The organism is Mesorhizobium sp. WSM2561 (assembly GCF_000513915.1).
In the GTDB taxonomy this organism is placed as follows: Bacteria; Pseudomonadota; Alphaproteobacteria; order Rhizobiales; family Rhizobiaceae; genus Mesorhizobium; species Mesorhizobium muleiense.
In genome coordinates this window covers 73910-95717 of the sequence record NZ_AZUX01000026.1, presented here as the reverse complement: position 1 = coordinate 95717, position 21808 = coordinate 73910, and the positions used below count along the sequence as shown (strand labels likewise).

19 protein-coding genes are annotated in these 21808 nt (G+C 61.6%); 7 read left to right on the top strand and 12 right to left on the bottom strand.

Annotation, left to right across the window (positions count from 1 at the left end; all coding sequences use genetic code 11):
* Nucleotides 1-853: 853 nt before the first annotated feature.
* The 9 genes from M727_RS0122045 to M727_RS0122005 form a co-directional block, all read right to left on the bottom strand.
* The gene (locus tag M727_RS0122045) at nucleotides 854-5545 is read right to left on the bottom strand and encodes an alpha/beta fold hydrolase (protein ID WP_156941588.1); all 4692 of its coding nucleotides are present in this window, start codon (nucleotides 5543-5545) and stop codon (nucleotides 854-856) included.
* Nucleotides 5546-5942: 397 nt separating this feature from the next.
* Entirely contained in the window at nucleotides 5943-6389 is a 447-nt protein-coding gene (locus M727_RS0122040) for a MaoC family dehydratase (RefSeq protein ID WP_027154475.1), read from the bottom strand.
* Nucleotides 6390-6412: 23 nt separating this feature from the next.
* Nucleotides 6413-7624, bottom strand: a complete 1212-nt coding sequence (locus tag M727_RS37045) for an NAD(P)/FAD-dependent oxidoreductase (RefSeq protein ID WP_051505681.1) — start codon at nucleotides 7622-7624, stop codon at nucleotides 6413-6415.
* Nucleotides 7625-7634: 10 nt separating this feature from the next.
* Nucleotides 7635-8867 carry an NAD(P)/FAD-dependent oxidoreductase gene (locus M727_RS0122030; protein WP_027154474.1) on the bottom strand — a complete coding sequence of 411 codons (1233 nt, stop codon included), beginning with the start codon at nucleotides 8865-8867 and terminating at the stop codon, nucleotides 7635-7637.
* 65 nt (nucleotides 8868-8932) lie between these two features.
* On the bottom strand, nucleotides 8933-9511 hold the full coding sequence (locus M727_RS0122025) for an OsmC family protein (protein ID WP_027154473.1): 579 nt from the start codon (nucleotides 9509-9511) through the stop codon (nucleotides 8933-8935).
* 809 nt (nucleotides 9512-10320) lie between these two features.
* On the bottom strand, nucleotides 10321-10746 hold the full coding sequence (locus M727_RS0122020) for a globin family protein (RefSeq protein ID WP_027154472.1): 426 nt from the start codon (nucleotides 10744-10746) through the stop codon (nucleotides 10321-10323).
* Between the two features lie 465 nt (nucleotides 10747-11211).
* Nucleotides 11212-11820, bottom strand: coding sequence for a transglutaminase-like cysteine peptidase (locus M727_RS0122015; protein WP_027154471.1), 609 nt, complete (start codon nucleotides 11818-11820; stop codon nucleotides 11212-11214).
* A gap of 263 nt (nucleotides 11821-12083) precedes the next feature.
* Complete coding sequence (locus M727_RS0122010) at nucleotides 12084-12701, bottom strand: PilZ domain-containing protein (RefSeq protein ID WP_027154470.1); 618 nt, start codon at nucleotides 12699-12701, stop codon at nucleotides 12084-12086.
* 117 nt (nucleotides 12702-12818) lie between these two features.
* Nucleotides 12819-13457 carry a PAS domain-containing protein gene (locus tag M727_RS0122005; protein WP_027154469.1) on the bottom strand — a complete coding sequence of 213 codons (639 nt, stop codon included), beginning with the start codon at nucleotides 13455-13457 and terminating at the stop codon, nucleotides 12819-12821.
* A gap of 420 nt (nucleotides 13458-13877) precedes the next feature.
* On the opposite strand from M727_RS0122005, the gene M727_RS0122000 reads away from it, so the two are divergent.
* The gene (locus tag M727_RS0122000; protein WP_027154468.1) at nucleotides 13878-14636 is read left to right on the top strand and encodes a rhomboid family intramembrane serine protease; all 759 of its coding nucleotides are present in this window, start codon (nucleotides 13878-13880) and stop codon (nucleotides 14634-14636) included.
* A gap of 102 nt (nucleotides 14637-14738) precedes the next feature.
* Nucleotides 14739-15170, top strand: a complete 432-nt coding sequence (locus M727_RS0121995) for a CBS domain-containing protein (protein WP_027154467.1) — start codon at nucleotides 14739-14741, stop codon at nucleotides 15168-15170.
* A 12-nt stretch (nucleotides 15171-15182) separates the two neighbouring features.
* On the opposite strand, the gene M727_RS0121990 is transcribed toward M727_RS0121995, so the two are convergent.
* On the bottom strand, nucleotides 15183-15464 hold the full coding sequence (locus M727_RS0121990) for a DUF6455 family protein (RefSeq protein ID WP_027154466.1): 282 nt from the start codon (nucleotides 15462-15464) through the stop codon (nucleotides 15183-15185).
* A gap of 203 nt (nucleotides 15465-15667) precedes the next feature.
* Between M727_RS0121990 and gatB the strand changes: the two genes are divergently transcribed.
* From gatB to M727_RS0121975, 3 genes are all read left to right on the top strand, one after another.
* Nucleotides 15668-17167 carry an Asp-tRNA(Asn)/Glu-tRNA(Gln) amidotransferase subunit GatB gene (gene gatB / locus M727_RS0121985; protein ID WP_027154465.1) on the top strand — a complete coding sequence of 500 codons (1500 nt, stop codon included), beginning with the start codon at nucleotides 15668-15670 and terminating at the stop codon, nucleotides 17165-17167.
* Nucleotides 17168-17171: 4 nt separating this feature from the next.
* Nucleotides 17172-17660 carry a GNAT family N-acetyltransferase gene (locus M727_RS0121980; RefSeq protein ID WP_027154464.1) on the top strand — a complete coding sequence of 163 codons (489 nt, stop codon included), beginning with the start codon at nucleotides 17172-17174 and terminating at the stop codon, nucleotides 17658-17660.
* 257 nt (nucleotides 17661-17917) lie between these two features.
* Nucleotides 17918-18370: a phasin gene (locus M727_RS0121975; protein WP_027154463.1), complete on the top strand. Its 453-nt coding sequence runs from the start codon at nucleotides 17918-17920 to the stop codon at nucleotides 18368-18370.
* A 151-nt stretch (nucleotides 18371-18521) separates the two neighbouring features.
* On the opposite strand, the gene panC is transcribed toward M727_RS0121975, so the two are convergent.
* Entirely contained in the window at nucleotides 18522-19373 is an 852-nt protein-coding gene (gene panC / locus M727_RS0121970) for a pantoate--beta-alanine ligase (protein WP_027154462.1), read from the bottom strand.
* A gap of 30 nt (nucleotides 19374-19403) precedes the next feature.
* Nucleotides 19404-20246 carry a 3-methyl-2-oxobutanoate hydroxymethyltransferase gene (panB, locus tag M727_RS0121965; RefSeq protein WP_027154461.1) on the bottom strand — a complete coding sequence of 281 codons (843 nt, stop codon included), beginning with the start codon at nucleotides 20244-20246 and terminating at the stop codon, nucleotides 19404-19406.
* 248 nt (nucleotides 20247-20494) lie between these two features.
* Here panB and M727_RS0121960 point away from each other — a divergent pair, with 248 nt between their 5' ends.
* Complete coding sequence (locus M727_RS0121960) at nucleotides 20495-20893, top strand: NADH:ubiquinone oxidoreductase subunit NDUFA12 (RefSeq protein ID WP_027154460.1); 399 nt, start codon at nucleotides 20495-20497, stop codon at nucleotides 20891-20893.
* A 272-nt stretch (nucleotides 20894-21165) separates the two neighbouring features.
* The gene (locus M727_RS43160) at nucleotides 21166-21762 is read left to right on the top strand and encodes a DUF2155 domain-containing protein (protein WP_036262992.1); all 597 of its coding nucleotides are present in this window, start codon (nucleotides 21166-21168) and stop codon (nucleotides 21760-21762) included.
* Nucleotides 21763-21808: the final 46 nt, after the last annotated feature.

The following is a 21808-nucleotide window of genomic DNA, read 5'->3' as shown; positions in this document are numbered from 1 at the left end:
GATCGGCCATTGACGAAGCCTTGCGCCTCTTCATGAAGGCGATCGACCGTGATCCGGAGTTCGCGATAGCCCATGCGCGGGCGGCGCGGTGCTACGCTACCCGAAAAAGCAACGGCTGGATGGTCGACCGCGCGGAAGAGATTGCCGAGGCTACTCGACTGGCCAGGAGAGCGGTCGAACTCGGAAGGGACGATGCGATTGCGCTTTCCTACGGTGGATACGTCCTCGGCTACGTAGGCGGCGANCTTGATGACAGTGCNGCTTGCATCGATCGCGCGCTCGCTCTCAACCCGAACTTGGCCGCNGCTTTNGGCGTCAGCAGCTGGGTGCNGGCTTGCTTGGGCGAGCCAGGCAAGGCCGTCGAGCACGCCGCGCTTGCCATGCGTCTTAAGCCCATTGGTCCACGCCTGTTCGCTTGGCAGTTCAACACCGGGCTCGCTCATTTTTGTGCCGGCCACTACGATGACGCTGTCGCTTGGGCGGGAAAGTCGCTGCGGCACCAGCCGAACTACGTGAGCGCGATGCGTGTAGTGGCGGCGGGTCATGCCCTTGCGGGGCGCCTATCGGAAGCGCAGCAAATGATGGCTCGGGTCTGCGCGTTCGATCCATTGCTGCGGCTTTCGAATCTCGCCGAGGTGCTGTTGCCGTTTTATCGACCGGACTGATCGCAGCAGATATATCGAAGGCCTTCGCAAGGCGAGCCTGTCGGGCTAACGCGGTTTCAGCGTGAGGTGAGGTATATGTCGGCTTCACCGACGCATACTGGATTTCGAAAACCTAGCGTAGCCGGATGCTTATTCAGCCGCAGTGGCGGCGGCGCGGTTGCTGGGCACGCGTCACGTAGCCACGTTGGCTAGAAGAACTCACGCGCCGCCCGCGCATCCTGGCTGTCGTCGAGCTTACCGACAAGCTCGCCGTGAGGCGCGATAAATTCACGCGCTTTCTCGACATCTCCAAGGCTTCGAAGACAGCGAGCGAGTTCCACAGCGATACGCAGTTGGCCAATCGCGGAACGCTGCAAGGTGGCGACGTTCGCAGCCTTGTGGAGCATCTTCTCGATCTCGTCAGGTCCGCCACCGCTCTTTTCGCGGATACAGGCTTCGATCCTAAGTACTTCGGCGAGCTGGAAATAGGTTCCGTTGTAGCGGCCGAGCTCGAGGGCAGCTTCAACCGACTTGCGAGCGCTGTCCAGCCTGCCGCTGTCGCCCAGCGCTTCGGCGTAAAGGCCTATCAGATAGGGCAGCCCCATTTCAGCGCCGGTCCGGCGAATGGCAGATATAGCTTCCTCCATGCCGCGCAGGCCGGCCCCCCGTTCCCCAAGCCGGAATTGCCCCCATCCAACCTGGAACGCGGCTTGGCCGACAAGGAGCGGCAACTGGAACTTCTCTGCTATCTGCAACTCGCTTTCCGCCGCCCGAAGCGCGGCCTCAGGCTCCCCCGCGAACATATGGAGGTAGCTGGTCCCCCAATACGCAAGCGCCATGCTCAGCGGATGCTCGAAACGTCCGGCGAGCCCGGTTGCGTCTTCGCACCGTAGCCTTGCCTTATCCGGCTCGCCGGCCAGCCAGGCTGACAATCCCGAGAAGCAGCGGCAGCAGACGCCCGGGTCATGACCGGAGTACTTGTACGTCAGATAATGATCGCGGTCGGGGTCGTAGAGGCCGATGGCGCGTTCCGCATGGTTCTGGGCCGCCGCGGTCTCCCCAAGGAAGAAATTGTTTGTCCAGAACATGTGCTCGGTCTCGATCGCGAGACCGGGATCGCTGTCGTCCTTAGCCATGCCAGCCCATCGGCAGGCCAGTTCCTGCGCCGCTGCCGGCTTACCGCTAAGCATGTAGTATTGGGCTCTCCCGCGCAGCGCCGTGAACAGACGCGCCTGGTCGCCGATCTTACTGCAAAGTTCCTCGGCGCGCTCGAACGCGGCGAGCACTTCGGTCGCACCCCAGCCACGGGCCGCCATGAGGGCCACGCCCCTCGCGAGCTGGAACTCGATCTCTTGCTCATCGGCGTCGGCGACATCGTTGCTCCTCAGCAGCCTGACCCCAAGGTCCAGTTGCTCAAGTGCACTGACGTGCGCCGACCGCCTGATCGCCTTGCGAGCCGAGATCAGAAGATAGCCGACGGCTTCGACCCAGAGGTGAGCCTGTTGCGCGTGTCTGGCCAGGCGTTCGCTGTGCTCATCAAGCCGGTCCGCGTAATGGGCCTTCAATTCGGCAAGCGCAGTCCTGTGGAGCTCAATGAGCGCCGACGATACGATACGTCCGGACACAGCAGTTCGGATGAGGACGTGCTTGAAGCGGACGAAAGCCTCGGGAAAAACCTGAAGCTCCACTAGGAGATCGGCCTTCTTCAAATTCTGGAGGGCGGCATCGAAGCGCAGGCTCGACAGCGTCGCCATCCTTCGTAGCAAGGGCACCGGAATCTCTCCGCCGAAGATCGAGGCGACCTCGGCTACCCGCTTCGAATCCTTGTCGAGACGTTCGAAGCGAGCGTCGACGATCGTCTGGATACTCGCCGAAACGACGATCTCGTCGACCTCGCCAGAAGGCCGGTAGCGGCCCGGCTGCCCTTCCAGCTTGCCGGTCTCGGCGAGAGCGCGGACGGTCTCTTCCAGGAACAATGCATTGCCTTTGCACGCATCCCCGACTGCACCGCGGAGCTGCGCCAGCTCAGGGTCCCTGCCAACCAGGTAGTCAAGAAATGCTGCTGCTTCGGCCGTATTGAACGCCGGCAGGCGGATTTCGGAAGGTCCTGCAGCGGCGAAGGCACCGCGATCGTATTCGGGTCGACAGGTCAGGATAAGCAGACAGCGGACAGTGGGCAGTGCCTGCGCCAGCCGCACCAGGACCCCCTCACTCTCGGCGTCTATCCAATGAAGGTCCTCGACCAGGAGAACGACGGGCTTCTCGCGGCCAAGGAAGAGCAGAAGCCCAACCGCTGCTTCCTGCATGCGCCGGGATCGCTCCTGGCCAGAAATGATAGCCCAGTTCGGATCCTGAACGGGCAGTTCCATGACTGCCATGATCGGATCGAGGAGCCGCTCATCGAAGCCTTGCGCGCTTTGCGCGGCCAGTACCTTTTCGATTGCGATTGGCGGCGCTTCGGTGTCGCCCACGCCGAACAGGGTTTGCAGCAGTTTCCGAATTACGACGAAGCCGCTGCGCAGGTCCGTTTCGAGCGCGCCGACCTCCAGATTCTCGGCATCATCGTGAGGGATGGCCCCAACGAATTCATGCGTGACACGCGACTTGCCGTGACCGGGATCGCCGACCACGAAAACCGTCTGACCTTCGCCGTCGAATACGTCATGCCAGGCCTTGTTCAGAATCTGCAGTTGCATCTCGCGGCCGACGAACGGCGACAGCTGCGTTTCGGCGCGCAACTGCCAGCGCGAGCGGCCCCGCCTGATCTCGATCACTTCAAAGAGCCGCTGGTTCTTCGGGTATTCCGACAGAAGTGGCGCTGCCAGCGCTTCCATACTGACGAAGCCGCCAGCCGATGTCCGGGTCCTGGCGGTTGCCACCACGAGATCGCGCCCCAACGCCTGGCTCAGCGTATGGGCCACGGACACCGGCCCGCCGCGCACCTCCAAAGCCCGGTCACGTGCCGGGCTGACGATCACGATGCCTGTGTCCAGGGCAGCACGAACGCCGGTCATCCAATCGCCATGGCGCAGCGCGAGCTCGCGCAGCGCGAGTGCGGTCCGGCAGGCAAGTGCAGCATGTCCTTCGAGCGGCTCAGGCGCGCCAAACGACGCGACGAGCTCGTTCTCGGAAATCGTCAGAACCGTTCCTCCGTTGTCGCGCACGAGTGCGGTGGCCTGCATGAGGAAGGGGTCGACCCGCTCCAGCGCGACATCGGGAGGCAGGTTCTCCATCACCGGTTCGGCGTATTGGAAATCGGCGCACAGGATCGTTGCCTGTCGCCGGGTCCTCGGGTCGACGGCAACGACCGTTTGCGCCTGAAGCGCCTCGTTGGCAAATGTCGACGCCTCGAGAATGAAGTTGCGGAACGCGGGTTCCTCGGCAAGAAGGATGTGATTGGCGCTTTCCAGTTCGACGAAGCGGGCACCAGTTATCGATCTGGCGAGCTCCAAACCTTCCGAGAAAGGCGCGACCCGGTCGCCGTTGGCATGCAGCACGAGCGCTGGCACATGCAGCCGTTCAAGCGATCGCGATATGTCAATGTCGGCAAAGACATAGCTCAACCGCATCGCGTTTTCCGGCGTGAGTGTCCGGCGCTGCAGCTCATTGAACCAATCCATCTGCACGCGATTGGCGCCCGGTATAAACAGGTTGGTGAACATTTGGCGGAACAATGGGTCGTCCCGACCCCAGCCCTGACGCATCAACGCCGAGATTGCTTCGCGTCTGACGATCTCCGCCGCATTTCCGCGCGCTCGCCATCCACGAACATATCCTCCCCAAATCAAGAGACCCGCGACCCTCTCGGGATGGCGAATGGCGTAGTCGACAGAGAGAGCACAGCCTTGCGATATTCCAAGGAGGACGAAACGGTCGAGGCCCACGGCCTCTACGACGCATTCGAGATCGTCGACGAATGCATCGAAAGACACATCCTCACAGACTGTGTCGGAAAGGCCGTTCAGGCGCCCGTCGTAGCGTACAAGCGTGAAGCCGCTGGACAGCCCGTCGATCCAATGTCCCCAAACTGGGCTTTCCCAATCGAAGTCGAGATGGGACATCCAGTGCGAGGCACGCACGATCGCTGGCCCGGATCCGCTGATGACATAGGCGATCCGGGTGCCATCGCGGGCATTGACGTAGCGTATCTGCTGCTTACCTGACGAAACCTTCGTCAAAGGCGACGGGACGGGTTCGGGCACGGGCCCCGTCAGCGGAGGTTCGGGGGCCGGCCGGCTAACAGGTCCAGCCGTCGTGCCACTTCGGATCGGGGCAGCGGCGACGGTCAGTCGAGCCTGATCGTTAATGCGGGCGATCTCGTCTGCTAGATCATTGTCCGGAAGAAGTGACTGCAGCGTGTGCACGTGGGGAAGCGCCCGCTCAGGCTCGTCGCCCAGGCGATCGATCAGGGCGCGTAGCGCCTTCAGGTGCAGAATCTCGGTCTCGTTCGAACAATAGACGCGCCAAGCCTCGAACGCCTGGCAGCGCGGCAGATAGAGGTCCGACAAGAACGGGCCGGCGAAAGCCGCAGCGATCGATTCCAGACCCTCTGTAGGCAGCGAACCAACCGCATCGGCCGACAGGCCCCTGATCAGATCGTAGTCGAGCCAGATCGATCCCGGCTTCAGTTGGACCACGTTGCGATCGGCCGCAAGCCGGGTCTCGCCGTCGGCATTTAAGATCCGGCGCAGCTTCGAAAGGCTCCAACGCAGCGCGCCCCGAGGATCATCAGGGACGTCCCAAAACATCTCACAAAGCCACTCGCGGCGCTGCTGCTTTTGCTGCACGGCCAGATAGGCGAGTAACGCCCGCGTCTTGCGCGATTGCGTTAGGGCCACAGGCTCCCCGTCACGGCGAACCGTGAGGTCGCCAAAGACCCTTACTTCGAAGGCCGAGCTCAATCCGGTTGTCCTAACCGTATGGTCGGCCTTACATTAGCGACGAAGCATTTGGGTTCGCAACACCCAAACCGATGGCGGACGTGTCTTCACGCCCGCCATCGCATTTGACCCGTACTCCGTCACCGGACCTCAGCCCTGCGAGCGATCTCGCAAAGGCGTCTGAAGTTAATCACCCGGTCGAGATGCTCCCGGACTGCCTCGAGCGGCGGACCTTTGCGGATGTCTTTCCACAGAGTGGATGTCGGGGCTGCATAGATACCGAATGAGATGTTCATAAAGTTGGCTCCTTGGTTTGCAGCGGACCATTCCGCTAAGTTCCTCGAACATGCGTTCTGCCCGTTGGAGACAGCGTGTGGGAGAGCATGGAAATGCGGAGCCGCCCGGCAGCCTATGGCGGCTAATCGAGCGGCACAGTGTAGGTTGTTGCCGTGCCGGACAGGCAAATCTCGCCTGCCGAGTTTGCGACGGTGGTTGACAGCGTGCAGATCGGCTTGTCTTCCCGCACGCTAAGCACCTCCGCGCGTGCGACGATCTCCTCGCCGATACCGACAGCCTTGAGGAACTTCCACTCGACGCCAAGAAAAACGCTGCCGGGTCCCGGTAAGTCCTCGGCCACCAGCGCATTGAGAAGGCCGGAAGTGACACCGCCCTGAACTATGAGACGGCCGAATACGGTGCGGGCGGATAGGGCATCATCGTAGTGGAGTGGGTTTCTGTCGCCGGTCATGTCGCTGAACGCAATGATGTCGCTAGCACGAGTGATGCGCCTTCGCTCTGCACTGGCCCCGACTTCCGGTTGTCCGAACCGGACCCCGGACCATCCGGATCGTATGGTCGTTTGCATAGCCTTGCTCCTTGTTTTGTGTTTCAGATTGCCTCTAGCTGCGACGTCACTAGCCCTTGCGGGAGAGGCGGAACCTCGCGATCGCGCGCCGCCCGGGCCAAGAGCACAGCGACTTCGGATTTCATCGCCTCGCTGAAGCGCTTGTGGCGTTCAGGTAGCTCTTCGAGGGACCAGTCGAAGGCACTGATGGCGTCCGTGGTCTCAAGGATGGGCAGCGCGAGGCTGTCGCGTACTTCCTGGAACTCCCGCAATGCGGACTCGCGACAGGAAAGTATTGCCGTCGCGGCCCCTTCGGCATCACGCAGGGCGTCGGAAATACCATGCGAGGTCAGCGGATCGCGGAAGAAGCCGGCATCGCCGACCAGCATCCAGCCAGGGCCGTATGCCTGCCGCAATCGGCCAGGCGTGCCGCGGAAGGCCTTCAGACGTTCGCCACCATTGCCGAAGACCCGCGATCCCAATCCGGGTGCCAGCGCTGCCAGGGCAAGCTGTGCGGCGGAAAGATCGAAGCGGAACTCCGCGTCAAACCGCTCGGTCGCAACGGATGCGACGATACAGGCAAGCCCGTCATTCGTCGGTATCACGCCGCCGGATAAGTTCCGGCCGAAATACCAGTGGTATCCCGAGAACGCCGGCGCGGGGGCGTAGCCGAAGACATGTGCCACCGAGCACCGCCCCTGCACCAGCATCCGTGCCTCGACCTTGCGAGCGATAAACGAGCCGAGCCCGTCTGCTCCAACCACGATATCGGCGCTTATCTCGCGAGTTTGGCCGCCGGCATCTCTCAATGTGACGCCGCGAACACGGCGATGTGCGTCGAACATGAGATCATGGACCGGAGTGTCGTGCATAATCGTGGCTCCAGCGGCTCGTGCTGCATCGACCAACATGCGATCAAGCACCGTGCGGCGTGGAGCGATCAGGCCCGGAATATCTGGCTCGGGCCGAATGGGCACCGTGACCTCCTGCTCGCCATAGTGAAAAGTGGTAGACCTGATCACCGGCGCACCGCTTTGGATCAACGGTTGGAGCAGGCCCCAACGCGAAAGCTGCATGACGGCTGGTCGCATCAGCGCGTGTGTAGACAGCGTGTCAGATCCATAGGACTGGCGGTCGACTGCCAGCACCCGCAATCCTGCCAGGGAGAGCAGCATTGCCGTCGAGGCTCCGGCGCAGCGCGCGCCGACGATGATGGCGTCGTAGTGAGAATGTGCGGGGACGACATTGGAAAGCATCGGAATGTCCTTATGCTGCCTTGAGGCCGCTCTGACCGAGGTAGTGTGAGACATGGTCGGCGATCGCTTGCGCGTCCGGCCCAACGCCTCCAATGAAATTGGAATCGCGCTTGCGCAGAAAGCGAAAGCCAAGCGCATAGAGGCCGGCGACGGTCGTTATCCCGCCCTTGTGGGCCAGTTCGCCATCGGCGGTGATGACGGGCAGTTTCAGCCATGAAAACGAGCGGCTGTAGCCGGTCGCCGATATGATGGTGCCGATGTCGTCGTTCGCGAACGACAGGCGCTTGAGGCAATTCGTCGGCAGCTCGATCGGGGCGGGGGCGCCGGCCATGGATTTGTGACCCGCGAACTGGTCGACCTGGCGAAGGAGCCGGTCCTGCTTGGCGTCCGCCGCCGTGATGCTATCTTTGAGATCATCGGCAAAGCCAATTGTCCCGTTCGAGATGCCTTTCAACCGCCCGGTGAGTTCGACTCCGATGCCCTGAAGGGTCGCCAGATCGACATTGGAGCGATCCGCCCGACCGGCAAGTTGAAGTGAAGGCTGTCGTCTGGCGCTGTCGGGATCTGTCAAATCGTCCAGCCGCTGGGACATGAATCCCATATGGTAGAGCCACCAGAAGATATCCTTGTCTCGCCAGATGCGCGGCAAACGCGTGTGCTTGCCGACGGACAGGATTACGCGTCTGCCACTGCGTCGCAGCTCGTCGGCAATCTGGACGCCCGACGACGATGCGCCGACAACCAGCACGCCGCCTGACGCAAGCTGGTCGGGACTTCGGTACTGCGAAGCGTGGATGCTGACCGGTTGGTCCGCGCTGGTATGCAGGGGGAAGGGCATGCTCGGCACGTCGCAATGACCAGTGGCCACAACGACGACTTTCGCCGACCAGTCGCCGGCGGTCGTCCGCAGCCTGAAGCCCTGCCCATCCTGTTCGCACGACAAGACATCGACGTACGAGCGCACCGGCGCTTGCGAACGATGGGCATAGCCAACCAGGGTTTCCACAAACGCGTCGCGGCTCATGTAGCCGTCGGGTTCGGAGCCACAATATGGGGAGCCTGGCAGCGCGTTCAGCCAATTGGGCGTCAAAAGGCGGAGCGAACGCCATGTCGAGGACCGCCACCGTTCGCCAATGCGCCCGCGTTCCAGAATGACATGCGAGATCCCACGTTTTCGAAGGCAATGGCTCAAGGCGATGCCCGCCTGGCCAGCGCCGACGATGACAACGTCAGCCTGTTCCATATTGTTTCCATCAATTTTGGAGGGCGACGGTTCAGACACCCGTCCGAACCGCCTTGCCGAGTGGATCACTGAATGGTTTTGACACCGACCGAAACGGAAACACCGTTCGTCAGCATGTCGAAGACCGCGGACCGTGCCCGTGTCTGCTCGACCAATTGCTGGAGCTTCTCGGACGGCGCATCGCCCTCGATTTCGAACGCCACCGTGATGTTGTGAAAGCCGTTTCGGACCTCGTCGGAAATCCCGAGGATGCCGCGCAGATCGATGTCGCCATCGACCGAGCACTGCACCTTGGTCAGCTTGATGCCGCGCGCCGCGGCGATGTTGGCGACGCCCGCCATCAGGCAGCTGGCGAGCGCATGCAGCAGCCATTCGACCGGGGTGGGGCCGTGATCGGCGCCGCACAGCACGGCCGGGTGGTCACTGTCGGCGTAATAGGCTTTGGCATGCTTCTGTTCCTGGCCGGCGCCGTGGAAGCCGAGCATGACGCTCTTGCTGTGGGTGCCTTCGACCCACTCGTTGTGGACGCGGAACTGGAACTTGGCCAATTCAGGCTGGCCGGCGACAAAGTTGATCGTTGCCAGAAGGTTCGGCGTGTCGACGCCGTTCAACGGTGGCCTTGAGGACTTGGTGGTGTGTTGCATCGTCTTCTCCAAGTGAATAGTGCGGCGAATTTGCCGGACCGCTTCCTTGTGACGGCGCTGCGTTTGAACGAGGGTGGTTGCGTTCGTGGAATTTGCCATGGAATTGCTGATCCACATGCTTCCACGCTACGAAACGATCTGCGAGACGTGGGCCTTGTTCAAAGCGCCAAAACCCCGGCGAGGTGATCGCCCCGGATTGCGCGGTTTGAGTAATTCTTGTGTTGAAGGCCTTGCCCGACTTCGGGGCAACTCTCACGCCCGTCGAGCCGAGCCTGTTCAGCAGGCCGAGTCAATGTGGATCAGCATCATTCGCGTTCAAGCGACCGCGTTGAGCGCTGTTGGCAATTGTAAACCGCATGGACGTGACGTGATCGATCTCCGAGCGGCCGATGCACATGTCGTTGAGCAGATAAGTCGGGCGTTGACTGTAGCGCGACTCGCTCGCTGCGCATCTTCAATGCACGGAAGGCCAGGCGGATCGCGGATTTGGCGAAGCCGATAGCGTCGAGCCTGTCGCTCGAGGCGGAATAGTTTGCGTGATCGATAGTGGTCGTTTTTTCTCCATCCTCGCGACGCGACCATTCGCGCCGTCAATTAGAGGAGGTTGCGATAAGACCAGGGGAGTGAGCGTTTGAGCCTCCGTCGAATTATGGTCGAATTCGACGGAATGGATCCGTTAAACTGCGTATGCAACCACGGGAATCGACAGCCACTGTCAATCGCGGCCGCCGGGCTGGGCCACGGGCGCGTTTGGTTTCAAAGCGCGAACATCGCTAACTTAAGTGCCGATCGTTCCGGCATCGGATGCCTCACGCTGCGAGCTGATCCTCGCGAGCAGCCGCGATCATCACACTTGCGAGCAACGCATAGGCTGCCTCCCAAGCCTCGCCGACCGCCGGCGTGAAGGCCGTGCCGAGGCCGGCCGCCATCGTGTCGATGAGCGCTTGCCCGACGATCGGATAATGATGCTCCTTGAAACCGCAAGCCCCATGACGCTTGGCGAGCTCGCGTACGGTCGGAAGGACGGTGTTGGCACGATCCAGTCCGCGCACGACGGAGCCCAGGCTCGCCATCAGCTCTGCGCCTTGCTTGGGCATGTCGCTCGCCAGAAACAGTGCGCGAAGATCCGAGTCGATCGCGAACAGGCGTTCATAGAACAGAGCCGCGGCTGCCACGCGTATCGGGAGGACCTCGTGGAAACTATCCTGAACAAGTCGAATCTGGTCGGGTGTCATTGGCGACGCTCCTGCGCTCCTGGCCTGCCTGCGGCTCGACCATCCGCCCAAAACGTTTCGCATACATGTCGTCCGGCGCGTCGATGTGTTTCAGTTGTGTCTCAATTGAGGTTCGGTTTGCGCTCAGTGTATTCAGATTCCTTCTGTGTCCTGACGGTGCCCGGAAACCTCTCAATGAAACCAAGCGTCTAGGAAACATTCCCGAACAGTCCTCTGATCACAGATCACTCGATTTTTCATCGCCTGGTAGCTCACGGCCGAAGCTTATTGCGCCGCTGAATTTGTCGCAATCGGAGTCCGCACCGGTCGTCTCCCGCCATTCCCGACGCGCAAGTAGGATTTGTCACTCACCAGGATCCTAGTACCGCTTGAAAAAGTGGAGCCGGCCCGGGGACTGGGCCGGCTCCTAAACCCGGTCGTTGGGGACGGGGAGGTGGGGCTCGACCGGGCTTTTGCGTCGCGTCCTTAGCGGACGCTGGCAACCGCGCCGGAGCGGCCGTCGTTGATCGTTACCCAAGCGCCCGAATTCTGGCTCGATTGGCGCTTCAGGTAGGTGTAGTCGGTACTGGTCCAGGACAGCACCCTGGTTTCGAGATTGTCGAGGATGAACTCTCCGAGGCTGGTGCGCACGGTCAGCACTGCGTGGCCGTCTCCATTCGGCTGGCGCGCAACCGTCATCAGCAGGTCGCCGGCCGGAACGCCGATGTTCATCAACGCGCGGCGCTTTTCCAGCGCATAGTCCTCGCAGTCGCCGAATTCGCTGTTGGAATAGGACCAGACCTCTTCCCTGCCCCACAGTTCCATATCGGTGCGTGGCGCGATCCTGCCGTTGACCGAATTGTTGATGCTCACGATCTTCGCCCACAGCTTGCGGGTCAGTTCGATCGGCGCCTGCTTCGGCGTCCGCTGACTGCATTCCTGCGGGATCTTCTGGCAGAACTCGTAATGGCCGACCGGCTGTGTGGTGCGGCTGCCGGTGTGCATGAAGGCAGGTCCCGCTGCATACGCTGTCCCCCAGGCGGTAAGCTGCGTCGCCATTGCCAAGAGCAACAGCTTGCCCCTCGTCTTCTTCATCGTCCAGTCTCCCCGTTTGAGGAGACAATGACACGATTGGATTTATTCGACGCAAAGGCTCGAAGTAGACATTAAGTAAAACGCCCATAGAATAAACATAAAATTTGAAACATTTCAGCATAAAGTTGTTGAGGCGTTTTTCGCGGGGATCACATCGGCGCGGCGCCTTGGCGCGGCATCGGTGGCAGGCTGCGTTGGCCGGCGGGAGTCAACAAAAAACCGGCCGAAATGGGCCGGTCGATTGCGGGAGTGTGCGCTGTTTGTCAGGTGCCGGATGCGTTGAATTCGGAATCGAGCGTTTCCGGCCGCTGGATCACCGCGAACTCGATGGCGATGCCGTCCTCGAAATGGCGCACCACCTGGCCGCGCATGGTGCCCAGCATGACCTGGATGCCGATTGCCGGCTTGACGTCTATCTCGACCGCGGCGCCCGAAAGCGACAGGTCGATGATGCGGCACTGGTACTGGCGCCCGTCGCCGAGCTGAAGCACGCTGGTCGGATTGCGCGGCGCCACGCGTTCGTGGCGGCGGTCTTCCGGCAGATCGAGCTCGTGCTTGTTGGCAAGCCAGGTCAATTGCGCTGCAAGCTTGTCCTTCTTGCGTTCCGACGCGATGACCGTCATCGCGAAGCCGTCCTGCAAGATGCGGGTGACGACGCCTTCGATGCGGCCGATGTGATCGATATAGGCGATGACTTTCTCGCCCGGCATGCCGATGCGCTCGGTGCGAAGCGCTACATTGCCCGGCGACATGTCGACCACCTGGCACGGATGTTCGGTGCGATCCTCCAGCATGAAGCGCCCATAGATCTTCACGCGGACGCGCTGAAAGTTGCGCCTTTCAGCTTGGGACGGCGCGGTGTCGACCGCCGCTGACCTCATGACTGCCTACACCCCGTTTGGCATTCCGCGCGTTGATGCGAGGAACTTCGCCGGAAAGCTACAGCGAAGCGGGTTAACAAAGGGGAAAGCCTGACGCCGCTACTTTAGGATTTTGGATTATTCCCCGCGCCCGCCGTCGAATACGACCAGATGACGGATGCGGCGTGCCTGGCCGAGCGCCGAAATCGTCTGGGACGGATCGAGTTCCGACGGGACAAGCGAGGGAACGTCGATGGCCGGCCGGTTCTTGAGGAATTTCGGTTCCTTCTCCGGATCGACGAGACGGATCGAATCGACCAGGGCGTCGGCGATCGGATCCGCGCCCAGCCAGAAGGGTTTTTCAGCGGCGCTTATCACGCCGAGGCAGCGCGGATTGTCGACGCCGCCGTCGAGCGGCAGGGCGAGCAGCTCGAACTTGCTGGAACGGTCGGTGCGGCTGAAACCTTCATAGGTGATGAGCACGACGGATTTCTGATCGAAGACGCCCTGGATAAGCTTCGAGATAAGCCGCTGGTCCTTCTCGCGCCACAGCGAGGGAAAGGAAAACCCCTTGAGTTCACGGCCATAGACCGCGCAAAGCCTGGTGCCGGCGAGCCGGAATACCGCTTCGCCGCGCGTATCCTTTTCCAGGATGAATGTGTCGGCCAGCAGCGACTTGATATCGGCCGGCTCGACTTCCGAACGCTTCGGGGCAGGGCGCCCGTCACGCAGCCGGTTCCAATAATGGAACAGCGTGATCGATCCGTTCTGGTTCATGTTATGCTGCTCCGCGCAATCTGTCGTCTGATGTCCCATCGGTGAACAGAAGGGCGCCCTCCGAGGACCTACATGCGTTGCGGAGCAGGATGCGTGCCAGCATCGTTAACACTTGTTCACGGGTCGGGGCCGTTAAGGTTAACAAGTGGTTTACGTTGCGCTCCGCCCAGGCCCGTGGCACGTTAAAACCACTCCAGAAGCGGTCGTTTCGCAGCGATCGGCAGCATTTCAGTCAAGAGTTTGGGGGAGCATGGGGGCTCGACCAGCCGTTCAAGGGCAACCTTGGACGGCTTCTTTTTGATTCGCGCCAATTTTGATTCGCGCCGTTTTGATTTGCGTGGGGCGATTCGCCCTTTGTGAATCGGGTGACCGTGATCTACATGCTCGCGAAGTCGAAACCAGCGACTGAGTGCGAGCCATATGAGCGAACCAGCAAGCCCCTCGGAAATCGAACAGGGCGAGGGCGGACCTGTCGGCCGTGAGCCGGAGCCGCGCCGCGAGCCGGTGTTCAACATGCCGCCCGTTGTGCTGGCGGTGATCGGCATCTGCGTCGTCCTCTATCTCATCCAGGAGTACGTGCTTAGCCAAAGCCAGTTGCTGACATTGTTGTACGATGCGGCCTTCATTCCAGTTCTTTATACTGGCCAATATGGCTTCGACTGGTTCCTGTTTTCCCGGCCCTTCACCTATGCCTTCCTGCATGGCGGTTTTGCTCATCTGGCCGTCAACATGGTGTGGCTGGCGGCTTTCGGCTCACCACTGGCGAACCGCTTCGGCGCGCTTCGTTTCAGCCTGTTCTTCGCCGCGACCGGGCTGGCGGCGGTGGTGCTGTTCTGGGCCGTGCATCCGCTCGGCGAGGCGCCGCTGGTCGGCGCATCGGGGGCGATTTCCGGCATGATGGGGGCCGCCGCGCGCTTCGGCTTCCGCACCGACCGCTCGTCCGGCAAAGCCGCCTTCGCCGGCGCGCCGCTGCCGATGGCGGCGGTGTTCCGCTCGCGCGGCGTTGTGACTTTTCTTGCCATCTGGATGGTGATCAATCTCGCCACCGGCCTCGTTGCCTTCGCGCCCGGCATCGACAGCCAGATCGCCTGGGAGGCTCATATTGGCGGTTTTGTCGCCGGCTTCTTCGGCCTGCGGGCTTTCGATCGGCGGCAGCAGGCGGACGAGTTCAGGGCCTGAGCCTCGCCGCACTTGAAAACCAATCGATCGCGGCGCACGATGTCTGGCACTAGGGAAAGCCGGTCAGGGCAGGAACCGGCAAGGTAAACTGAGGAGGACGCCATGACTGTTAAGGCAATTCTCGAGCAGAACGGCCACGACGTGTTGACGCTTGGGCCGAACGAAAAACTGAGCGAGGCCATTCGCATCCTGGCCGAACACAGGATCGGTGCGCTGGTCATCACCAATGGCGATCACAAGATCGTCGGCATTCTTTCCGAGCGCGACGTCGTGCGGGTCCTCGCCAGGGAAGGCGCCGCCGCATTGGATATCGCGGTGCGTTCGGCAATGACCCCCAAGGTGAAGATCTGCAATGAGAACCACACCGTCAACGAGGTCATGGAGATCATGACCAGTGGCCGTTTCCGCCATCTGCCGGTGGAAAAGGACGGCCTGCTCGACGGCATCGTGTCGATCGGCGACGTGGTCAAGCGGCGCATCGAGGATGTCGAGCGCGAGGCCGCGGAGATCAGGGCCTATATCGCGACGGCGTGACGGCTTTTCTCTTCAGCCCGCCCTCCAGCGTAAGCCGCCCGCACGTTGCAGCCGTGCGATCAGGTCACTGTTGCGGTAATAATCCGGCGGATCGTCCGGTTGCTCGTTTTCGTCGAGCCAAACCGCGCATTCGTCCTGACGGCCGCACGAACGGCAGCGGTCGACGGCGCGACTTGTGACGGCTGCTTGGTCGGGTACGGTTTTCAATTGCCGGTCGACGCCCAGCTTTTGCATCATGCGGCCCGTCAATTCGGTCCGGACGTCGACTGAAATCAAATAGTCGAAAAAACTCATGTCGGTCACTCCTGCCTCTTGGCGATCATGCCATAGTGGCAACCGACGACATTGATCTCGGTCAACAGAGGTTCTCGATCAACAAGGGGAGTCTCTGTCAACAGGGGGACTCCCTTGCCAGTTCCGGCCGATTGATCTAGCGAACGGTTGATTTTGTCGGCCGACAACGCCAGACAATTTGAACAACAATTATCTGGATCGCCATGACCCTCATCGATACCCGCACACCCGACGCCAAGCGCCTGATATCAGGCGCCACCGGCGACTGGGAGATCATCATCGGCCTCGAGGTCCATGCGCAGGTGACCTCGCAAGCAAAACTGTTCTCCGGCGCCTCGACGGCGTTCGGTGCGCCGCCAAACGCCAATGTCAGCCTCGTCGATGCGGCGATGCCGGGCATGCTGCCGGTCATCAACGAGGAATGCGTCAAGCAGGCGATCCGCACCGGCCTCGGGCTGAAGGCCGAGATCAACCACAAATCGGTCTTCGACCGGAAAAACTATTTTTATCCCGATCTGCCGCAGGGCTATCAGATTTCACAGTTCAAGCAGCCGATCGTCGGCGAGGGCAAGGTGATCGTCTCCGTCGGTCCCGACCGGCAGGGCGAGTTCGAGGACATCGAGGTCGGCATCGAGCGCCTGCATCTGGAGCAGGATGCCGGCAAGTCGATGCACGACCAGCATGCGACGATGTCCTATGTCGACCTCAACCGCTCCGGCGTGGCGCTGATGGAGATCGTCTCCAAGCCTGACATGCGATCCGCCGACGAGGCCAGGGCCTATGTCACCAAGCTGCGCACCATCGTGCGATACCTCGGCACTTGCGACGGCAATATGGACGAAGGCTCGCTGCGCGCCGATGTCAACGTCTCGGTGCGCCGGCCCGGCGGCGAATTCGGCACGCGCTGCGAGATCAAGAACGTCAACTCGATCCGCTTCATCGGCCAGGCCATCGACTACGAGGCGCGCCGCCAGATCGCCATCCTCGAGGACGGTGGCAAGATCGACCAGGAAACGCGGCTGTTCGATCCCAACAAGGGCGAGACGCGCTCGATGCGTTCCAAGGAAGAAGCGCACGACTACCGCTATTTCCCGGATCCCGACCTGTTGCCGCTGGAATTCGACCAGGCCTATGTCGATGCGCTGGCAAAGGATCTGCCTGAACTGCCCGACGCCAAGAAGGCGCGGCTGATCTCCTCGCTCGGCCTGTCGACCTACGACGCCTCGATCCTGGTGTCGGAAAAGGCGGTCGCCGACTATTTCGAGAAGGTGGCCGCTGGTCGCGACGGCAAGCTTGCCGCCAACTGGGTCATCAACGATCTGCTCGGTGCTTTGAACAGAGCCGGCAAGGGTATTGAAAATGCTCCGGTTTCGCCCGATCAGCTCGGCGCGGTCATTGATCTGATAAAAGAGGGCACCATCTCCGGCAAGATCGCCAAGGATCTGTTCGAGAACGTCTGGAACGAAGGCGGCGATCCGCGCCAGCTGGTCGAAAGTCGCGGCATGAAACAGGTCACCGACACCGGCGCCATCGAAAAGGCGGTCGACGAGGTGATATCAGCCAATCCCGACAAGGTCGAGCAGGCGCGCGCCAAGCCGAGCATGGCCGGCTGGTTCGTCGGCCAGGTGATGAAGGCGACTGGCGGCAAGGCCAACCCGCAGGCCGTCAACGACCTCGTCAAGGCCAAACTCGGGATCGAATAGGATGATGTTTGTTCGCACCGCTGGCGAGCGCGATCTTGCCGCGGTCCGGGCGTTGCTGGTCGAAACGTGGCACGCCACCTACGACGCCATCTATGGTGCTGCCAAAGTCGCTGAGATAACAGATGAATGGCATTCGATCGCCTCGCTCAAGGCGCGGCTGACACGGCCGAACTCCGAATTCCTGGTCGCAGACGATGGCAACCGCATTGGCGGCATGGCGTTCGCCGCAGCCACCACGGATGCGAGGATCGTCATGCTGAACCAGCTCTACGTGCATCCGGCCTGCCAGAGGCAAGGGATCGGCCAGGCGCTGCTGGAAGAGGTCGAGGTCAGCTTTCCCGAGGCGCGGACGCTGCGTGTCGAAGTGGAAGAGGCAAATGCTCCCGCCGTCGCCTTCTATCGCTCGAAAGGGTTTTTGCCGGCCGGGAACACTGCTGACTGTGGCGGTGGCTCAGGGCTGCCGGCGCTGATTTTGGAAAAGGCGATCGAATAGATTTGCCTGGCCTGACAGGTCGCAGTCAGTTGCGTTTTTACGGGGCTGCGCCGGTCGGTTGCGGGCTGAATTGCGGAATCGCGGTCCGCAAAAAACAAGCCCGCAGGTAGGAAATTCACGAGTGGCTAGCGCCGAGGCAAAAAAGCATGGTGCGACGCACAAAAATATTGCAATGCACTGCAGATGCCGTAACGTCAGGTTCTAGATGAACGAGACGACCTTTCTACAAAGGCCGCCCACCGCAAAGGATGGAAACTATGACCAAGACCGCTGATAAAACTGCTGAAAACGTTGAGAATGCAGAAGTCCAGACCGAGGTAACCGATCAGTTCCGCGCTGTCGCCGAAAAGGGCGTCGAGCAATCGAAAGAAGCCTTATCGAAATTGGCGACCGGCGCCGAGGCGACCCAGAAGGCTCTTGAGTCATCCTTCGAAACAGCCAAGACCGCTAGCAATGAGCTGTCGCTGAAGACGATCGCCGCTTTGCGCGCAAATGTTGAGGCCAGCTTTTCTCACCTCGAAGCCCTGGTTACCGTGAAATCGCCCTCTGAGTTCGTCGAACTGCAGACAGACTTCTTGCGCAAGCAGGTGGAAAAGACGGTCGAGCAGAGCAAGGAGCTTCAGGCGGCGGCGACGAAAGCCGCTGAGGACGTATCCAAGCCGATCAAGGATGTCTACGAGAAGGCGATGAAGGATCTCAAGGTCGCCTGATTGGCCCTGATGCCTGATTGGCCCTAAGGCATGGCGCGCAAAAGCACGCCCTCGGGCTTGAACCGAGGGTGCGAAGGGTTTTGCAATAACGATATGCATCAAAGCAACAACTTGAAGCGCGTCGCATGAATCCATCCAAACGGCACGCGCTTCAGGCGGAGGGAACTTCCACATTGTCGATCAGCCGGGTCTTGCCCAGCCAGGCAGCTGCGAGCAGTCGCCCGTCGCGGTCTGGCCGCCACGGGGCGAGCGTCAGGCTCTCGCGCGCCGCGACATAATCGACTTTGTCGAAGCCGGCCTCGACCAGCGCGCGGCTGGCCCCGGCGGTTGCGCTGCCTTCATCCGCGCCTGCCGCGAGTGCCGCCGCCGTTCGGCGCAAGATGGCGTTGAGCTGGCGCGCCACCGCGAGCTCGGTTTCGCCGAGATAGGCGTTGCGTGACGACATGGCGAGCCCATGCGCGTCGCGTATTGTTGGCGCGCCGATGATGTCCACCGGCAGATCAAGATCGCTGCAGAGCTGCCTGACGACGCAAAGTTGCTGGTAGTCCTTTTCGCCAAAAACCGCGCAGTCGGGCGACGCCTGCAGGAAGAGCTTTGCCACGACGGTTGCGACGCCGTCGAAGAAGCTCGGCCGGAAATCCGATTCCAGCCCGGCGGCTGGCCCGCCGACCGAGATCCTGGTGGCGAAGCCGGCCGGGTACATCTGCGCCACACCAGGGGTGAACGCAAGTTGTGCGCCGGCCTCGGCCAGCCGATCGAGGTCGCGGCCGAGCTGGCGCGGATATTTGTCGAGGTCTTCGCTCGGCGCGAACTGGGTTGGGTTGACGAAGATCGAGACAATGCAGCGATCGGCCTTTTCCAGCGCGATCCTGATCAGCGAGATATGGCCGTCATGCAGCGCACCCATGGTCGGCACCATGGCAAGGCTAAGGCCGTCGCGACGCCAGTCGCGGATTTGCGCGCGAAGGGCGGCGACGCTGTCGACGACGAGAGGCCGGCTCATGCTTCGCCCCGGCTCATGCTTCGCCCCCGCTCATGCTTCGCCCTTGTCGGCTGCGGCCGAAAAAACGTGGCTCGGGCCGGGGAATGTCCGGCTGCGCACCTCGGCTGCATAGCCGGCTGCCGCCTGCGATATGACGCTGCGCAGGTCGGCATATTGCTTGACGAATTTCGGCACCCGGTCGACGGTCAGGCCGACCATGTCGTCGATGACCAGGATCTGGCCGTCGCAGTCGCCGCTGGCGCCGATGCCGATGGTTGGAATGGAAATATGCCGGGTGAGGTCGGCGGCGACGGTCTCGACGGTGCCTTCGATGACCACCGAGAACGCGCCGGCCTTTTCGACCGCTTCGGCGTCGCGATAAAGCGCAGCCACATTCTCGTCGGTCCGGCCCTTGATCCTGTAGCCGCCGTCGCTTTCCACCGATTGCGGCTGCAAGCCGATATGTCCCATGACCGGAATGCCGGCAGCGACAATCGCCGCAATCTGTAGGGCAACTGTCACGCCACCCTCCAGCTTGACGGCCTGGCAACCGGTTTCGCCGACAATCCGCCGCGCCGAGGCGACGGCTTGGCGCGCCGTCGCCTCATAGCTTCCGGCCGGCATGTCGACCACCACGCAGGCCTTGGCTGACCCTCGCATCACCGCTTGTCCGTGGGCGATCATCATCTCCAGCGAGGCGCCCAGCGTGGTCTTGTGGCCATGGAGAACCATGGCCACGCTGTCGCCGACCAGAAGCAGGTCGACATGATCGTCGAGCAGGCGAGCGATGGGGTAGGTATAGGCGGTGAGGCAGACGATCGGCTCGCCGCCCTTGCCCAGGCGAATGGAGCTGGCACTGATCCGCGGATCCGCGCCGGATGCGTCTGGGGCCATCTTTCCCTCCCTCAACCGTCAATCAGGCTGGGTACCTGCATGCGGCGCGCTGAGCTTTAGAAAGACCAGGCAGCCTTGGCAAGGCATGCCTCGAAAGGACGCGAAAGGCTTGCCACGGTGCGTCGGTTTTCCGACGGCCATTTGCGTGGCTCGTGCGGCAAAACCCTTGCCTTGGCGATGGCCTGACGCCATAAGCAGGAAACAGGCGCCACCGCAGCCGCCGCGAGGACTTGCCGCGAGGATTTTGGATGAAGACTTTCCTTCTGCAGTTTTTCACCTGGTGGAACAGCCAGACGCTGGGCACGCGCTTCCACACCTGGCGGCATGGCAAGAAAGTCGGGCAGGACGAGGCTGGCAACGTCTACTACGAGGGTGGTGTCGATTCGGAAGGCCGCACCCGCCGCTGGGTCATCTATCGCGACTATTCGGAAGCCTCGATGATTCCGCCCGGCTGGCATGGCTGGATGCATCACCGCGTCGATGTCCCGCCGACGAGCGACAACTACAAGCCACACGACTGGCAGAAGTCGCATCAGCCGAACCTCACCGGAAGTGCCGCGGCCTATCGTCCCAAGGGCTCGATACTCAGCAATCAGCACCGCCCGCAGGTGACCGGCGATTACGACGCCTGGACGCCGGGGTCGTGAGAGACTGTTTCGAAATTCGCTCTGGCGAGTCATATGGTGGTGGTTTCGAGAACCGGCGCGGAGCGGACATTTGGGTCCGTGAGCACCGGAAGCGCAGAAAGCGCCGTCAGATGGCCGCCAGAGTAGAGTTTCCAAACGGTCTCTAACCGCTCGCCAAGGGCGGATCGATCCTTTATCGCCACAATTGGCGTTTAGCTGCTTGTCGATCTGACAGCAGCGACTAGCCTTGGGCGCGACAGAATCACCCCGGGCGCAAACCACCGGATCCCTACATGAGCATTTTCAGCCGAATCTCGATAGGCGGACTGACGGTGGCCGCCACCGCTTTTGCGGCTTTTAGCATCGCCGCCGCTCAGACGCTGGAGGCGCCAGTGGACCCGGGGGCGCCGACGGAATTTGAGGCGCCAGTGGACCCGGGGGCGCCGACGGAATTTGAGGCGCCAGTGGAACCGGATGCGCCTTTGAACCCGGATGCGATAGTGGAACCGGATGCGACAGTGGCGCCAGCGGCACCGGCCGCACCACAACGCATCACCAATCCTGTCGCCGAATTCGCCGGCATCGACAAGATCACCGGCCGCATCATCACCTTCGATGTCTATATCGACGAAACGGTGCAGTTCGGCGCTTTGCAGGTGACGCCGCGCATCTGCTATTCGCAGCCGCAAACCGAAGAGCCGAAGACCGATTCTTTCGTCGAGGTCGACGAGATCACGCTGGATCGCAAGATCCGCCGTATCTTCACCGGCTGGATGTTTGCCGAAAGCCCCGGCCTCAACGCCGTCGAGCACGCCGTCTACGACGTCTGGCTGAAGGGCTGCAAGCAGAAGTCGGAAGTGCCGGCACCCGACGCGGCCAAAACCAATTAGCCAAGACCAGTTATAATGCCTGGCGTGCGGGATCGCCTGTTCGGGA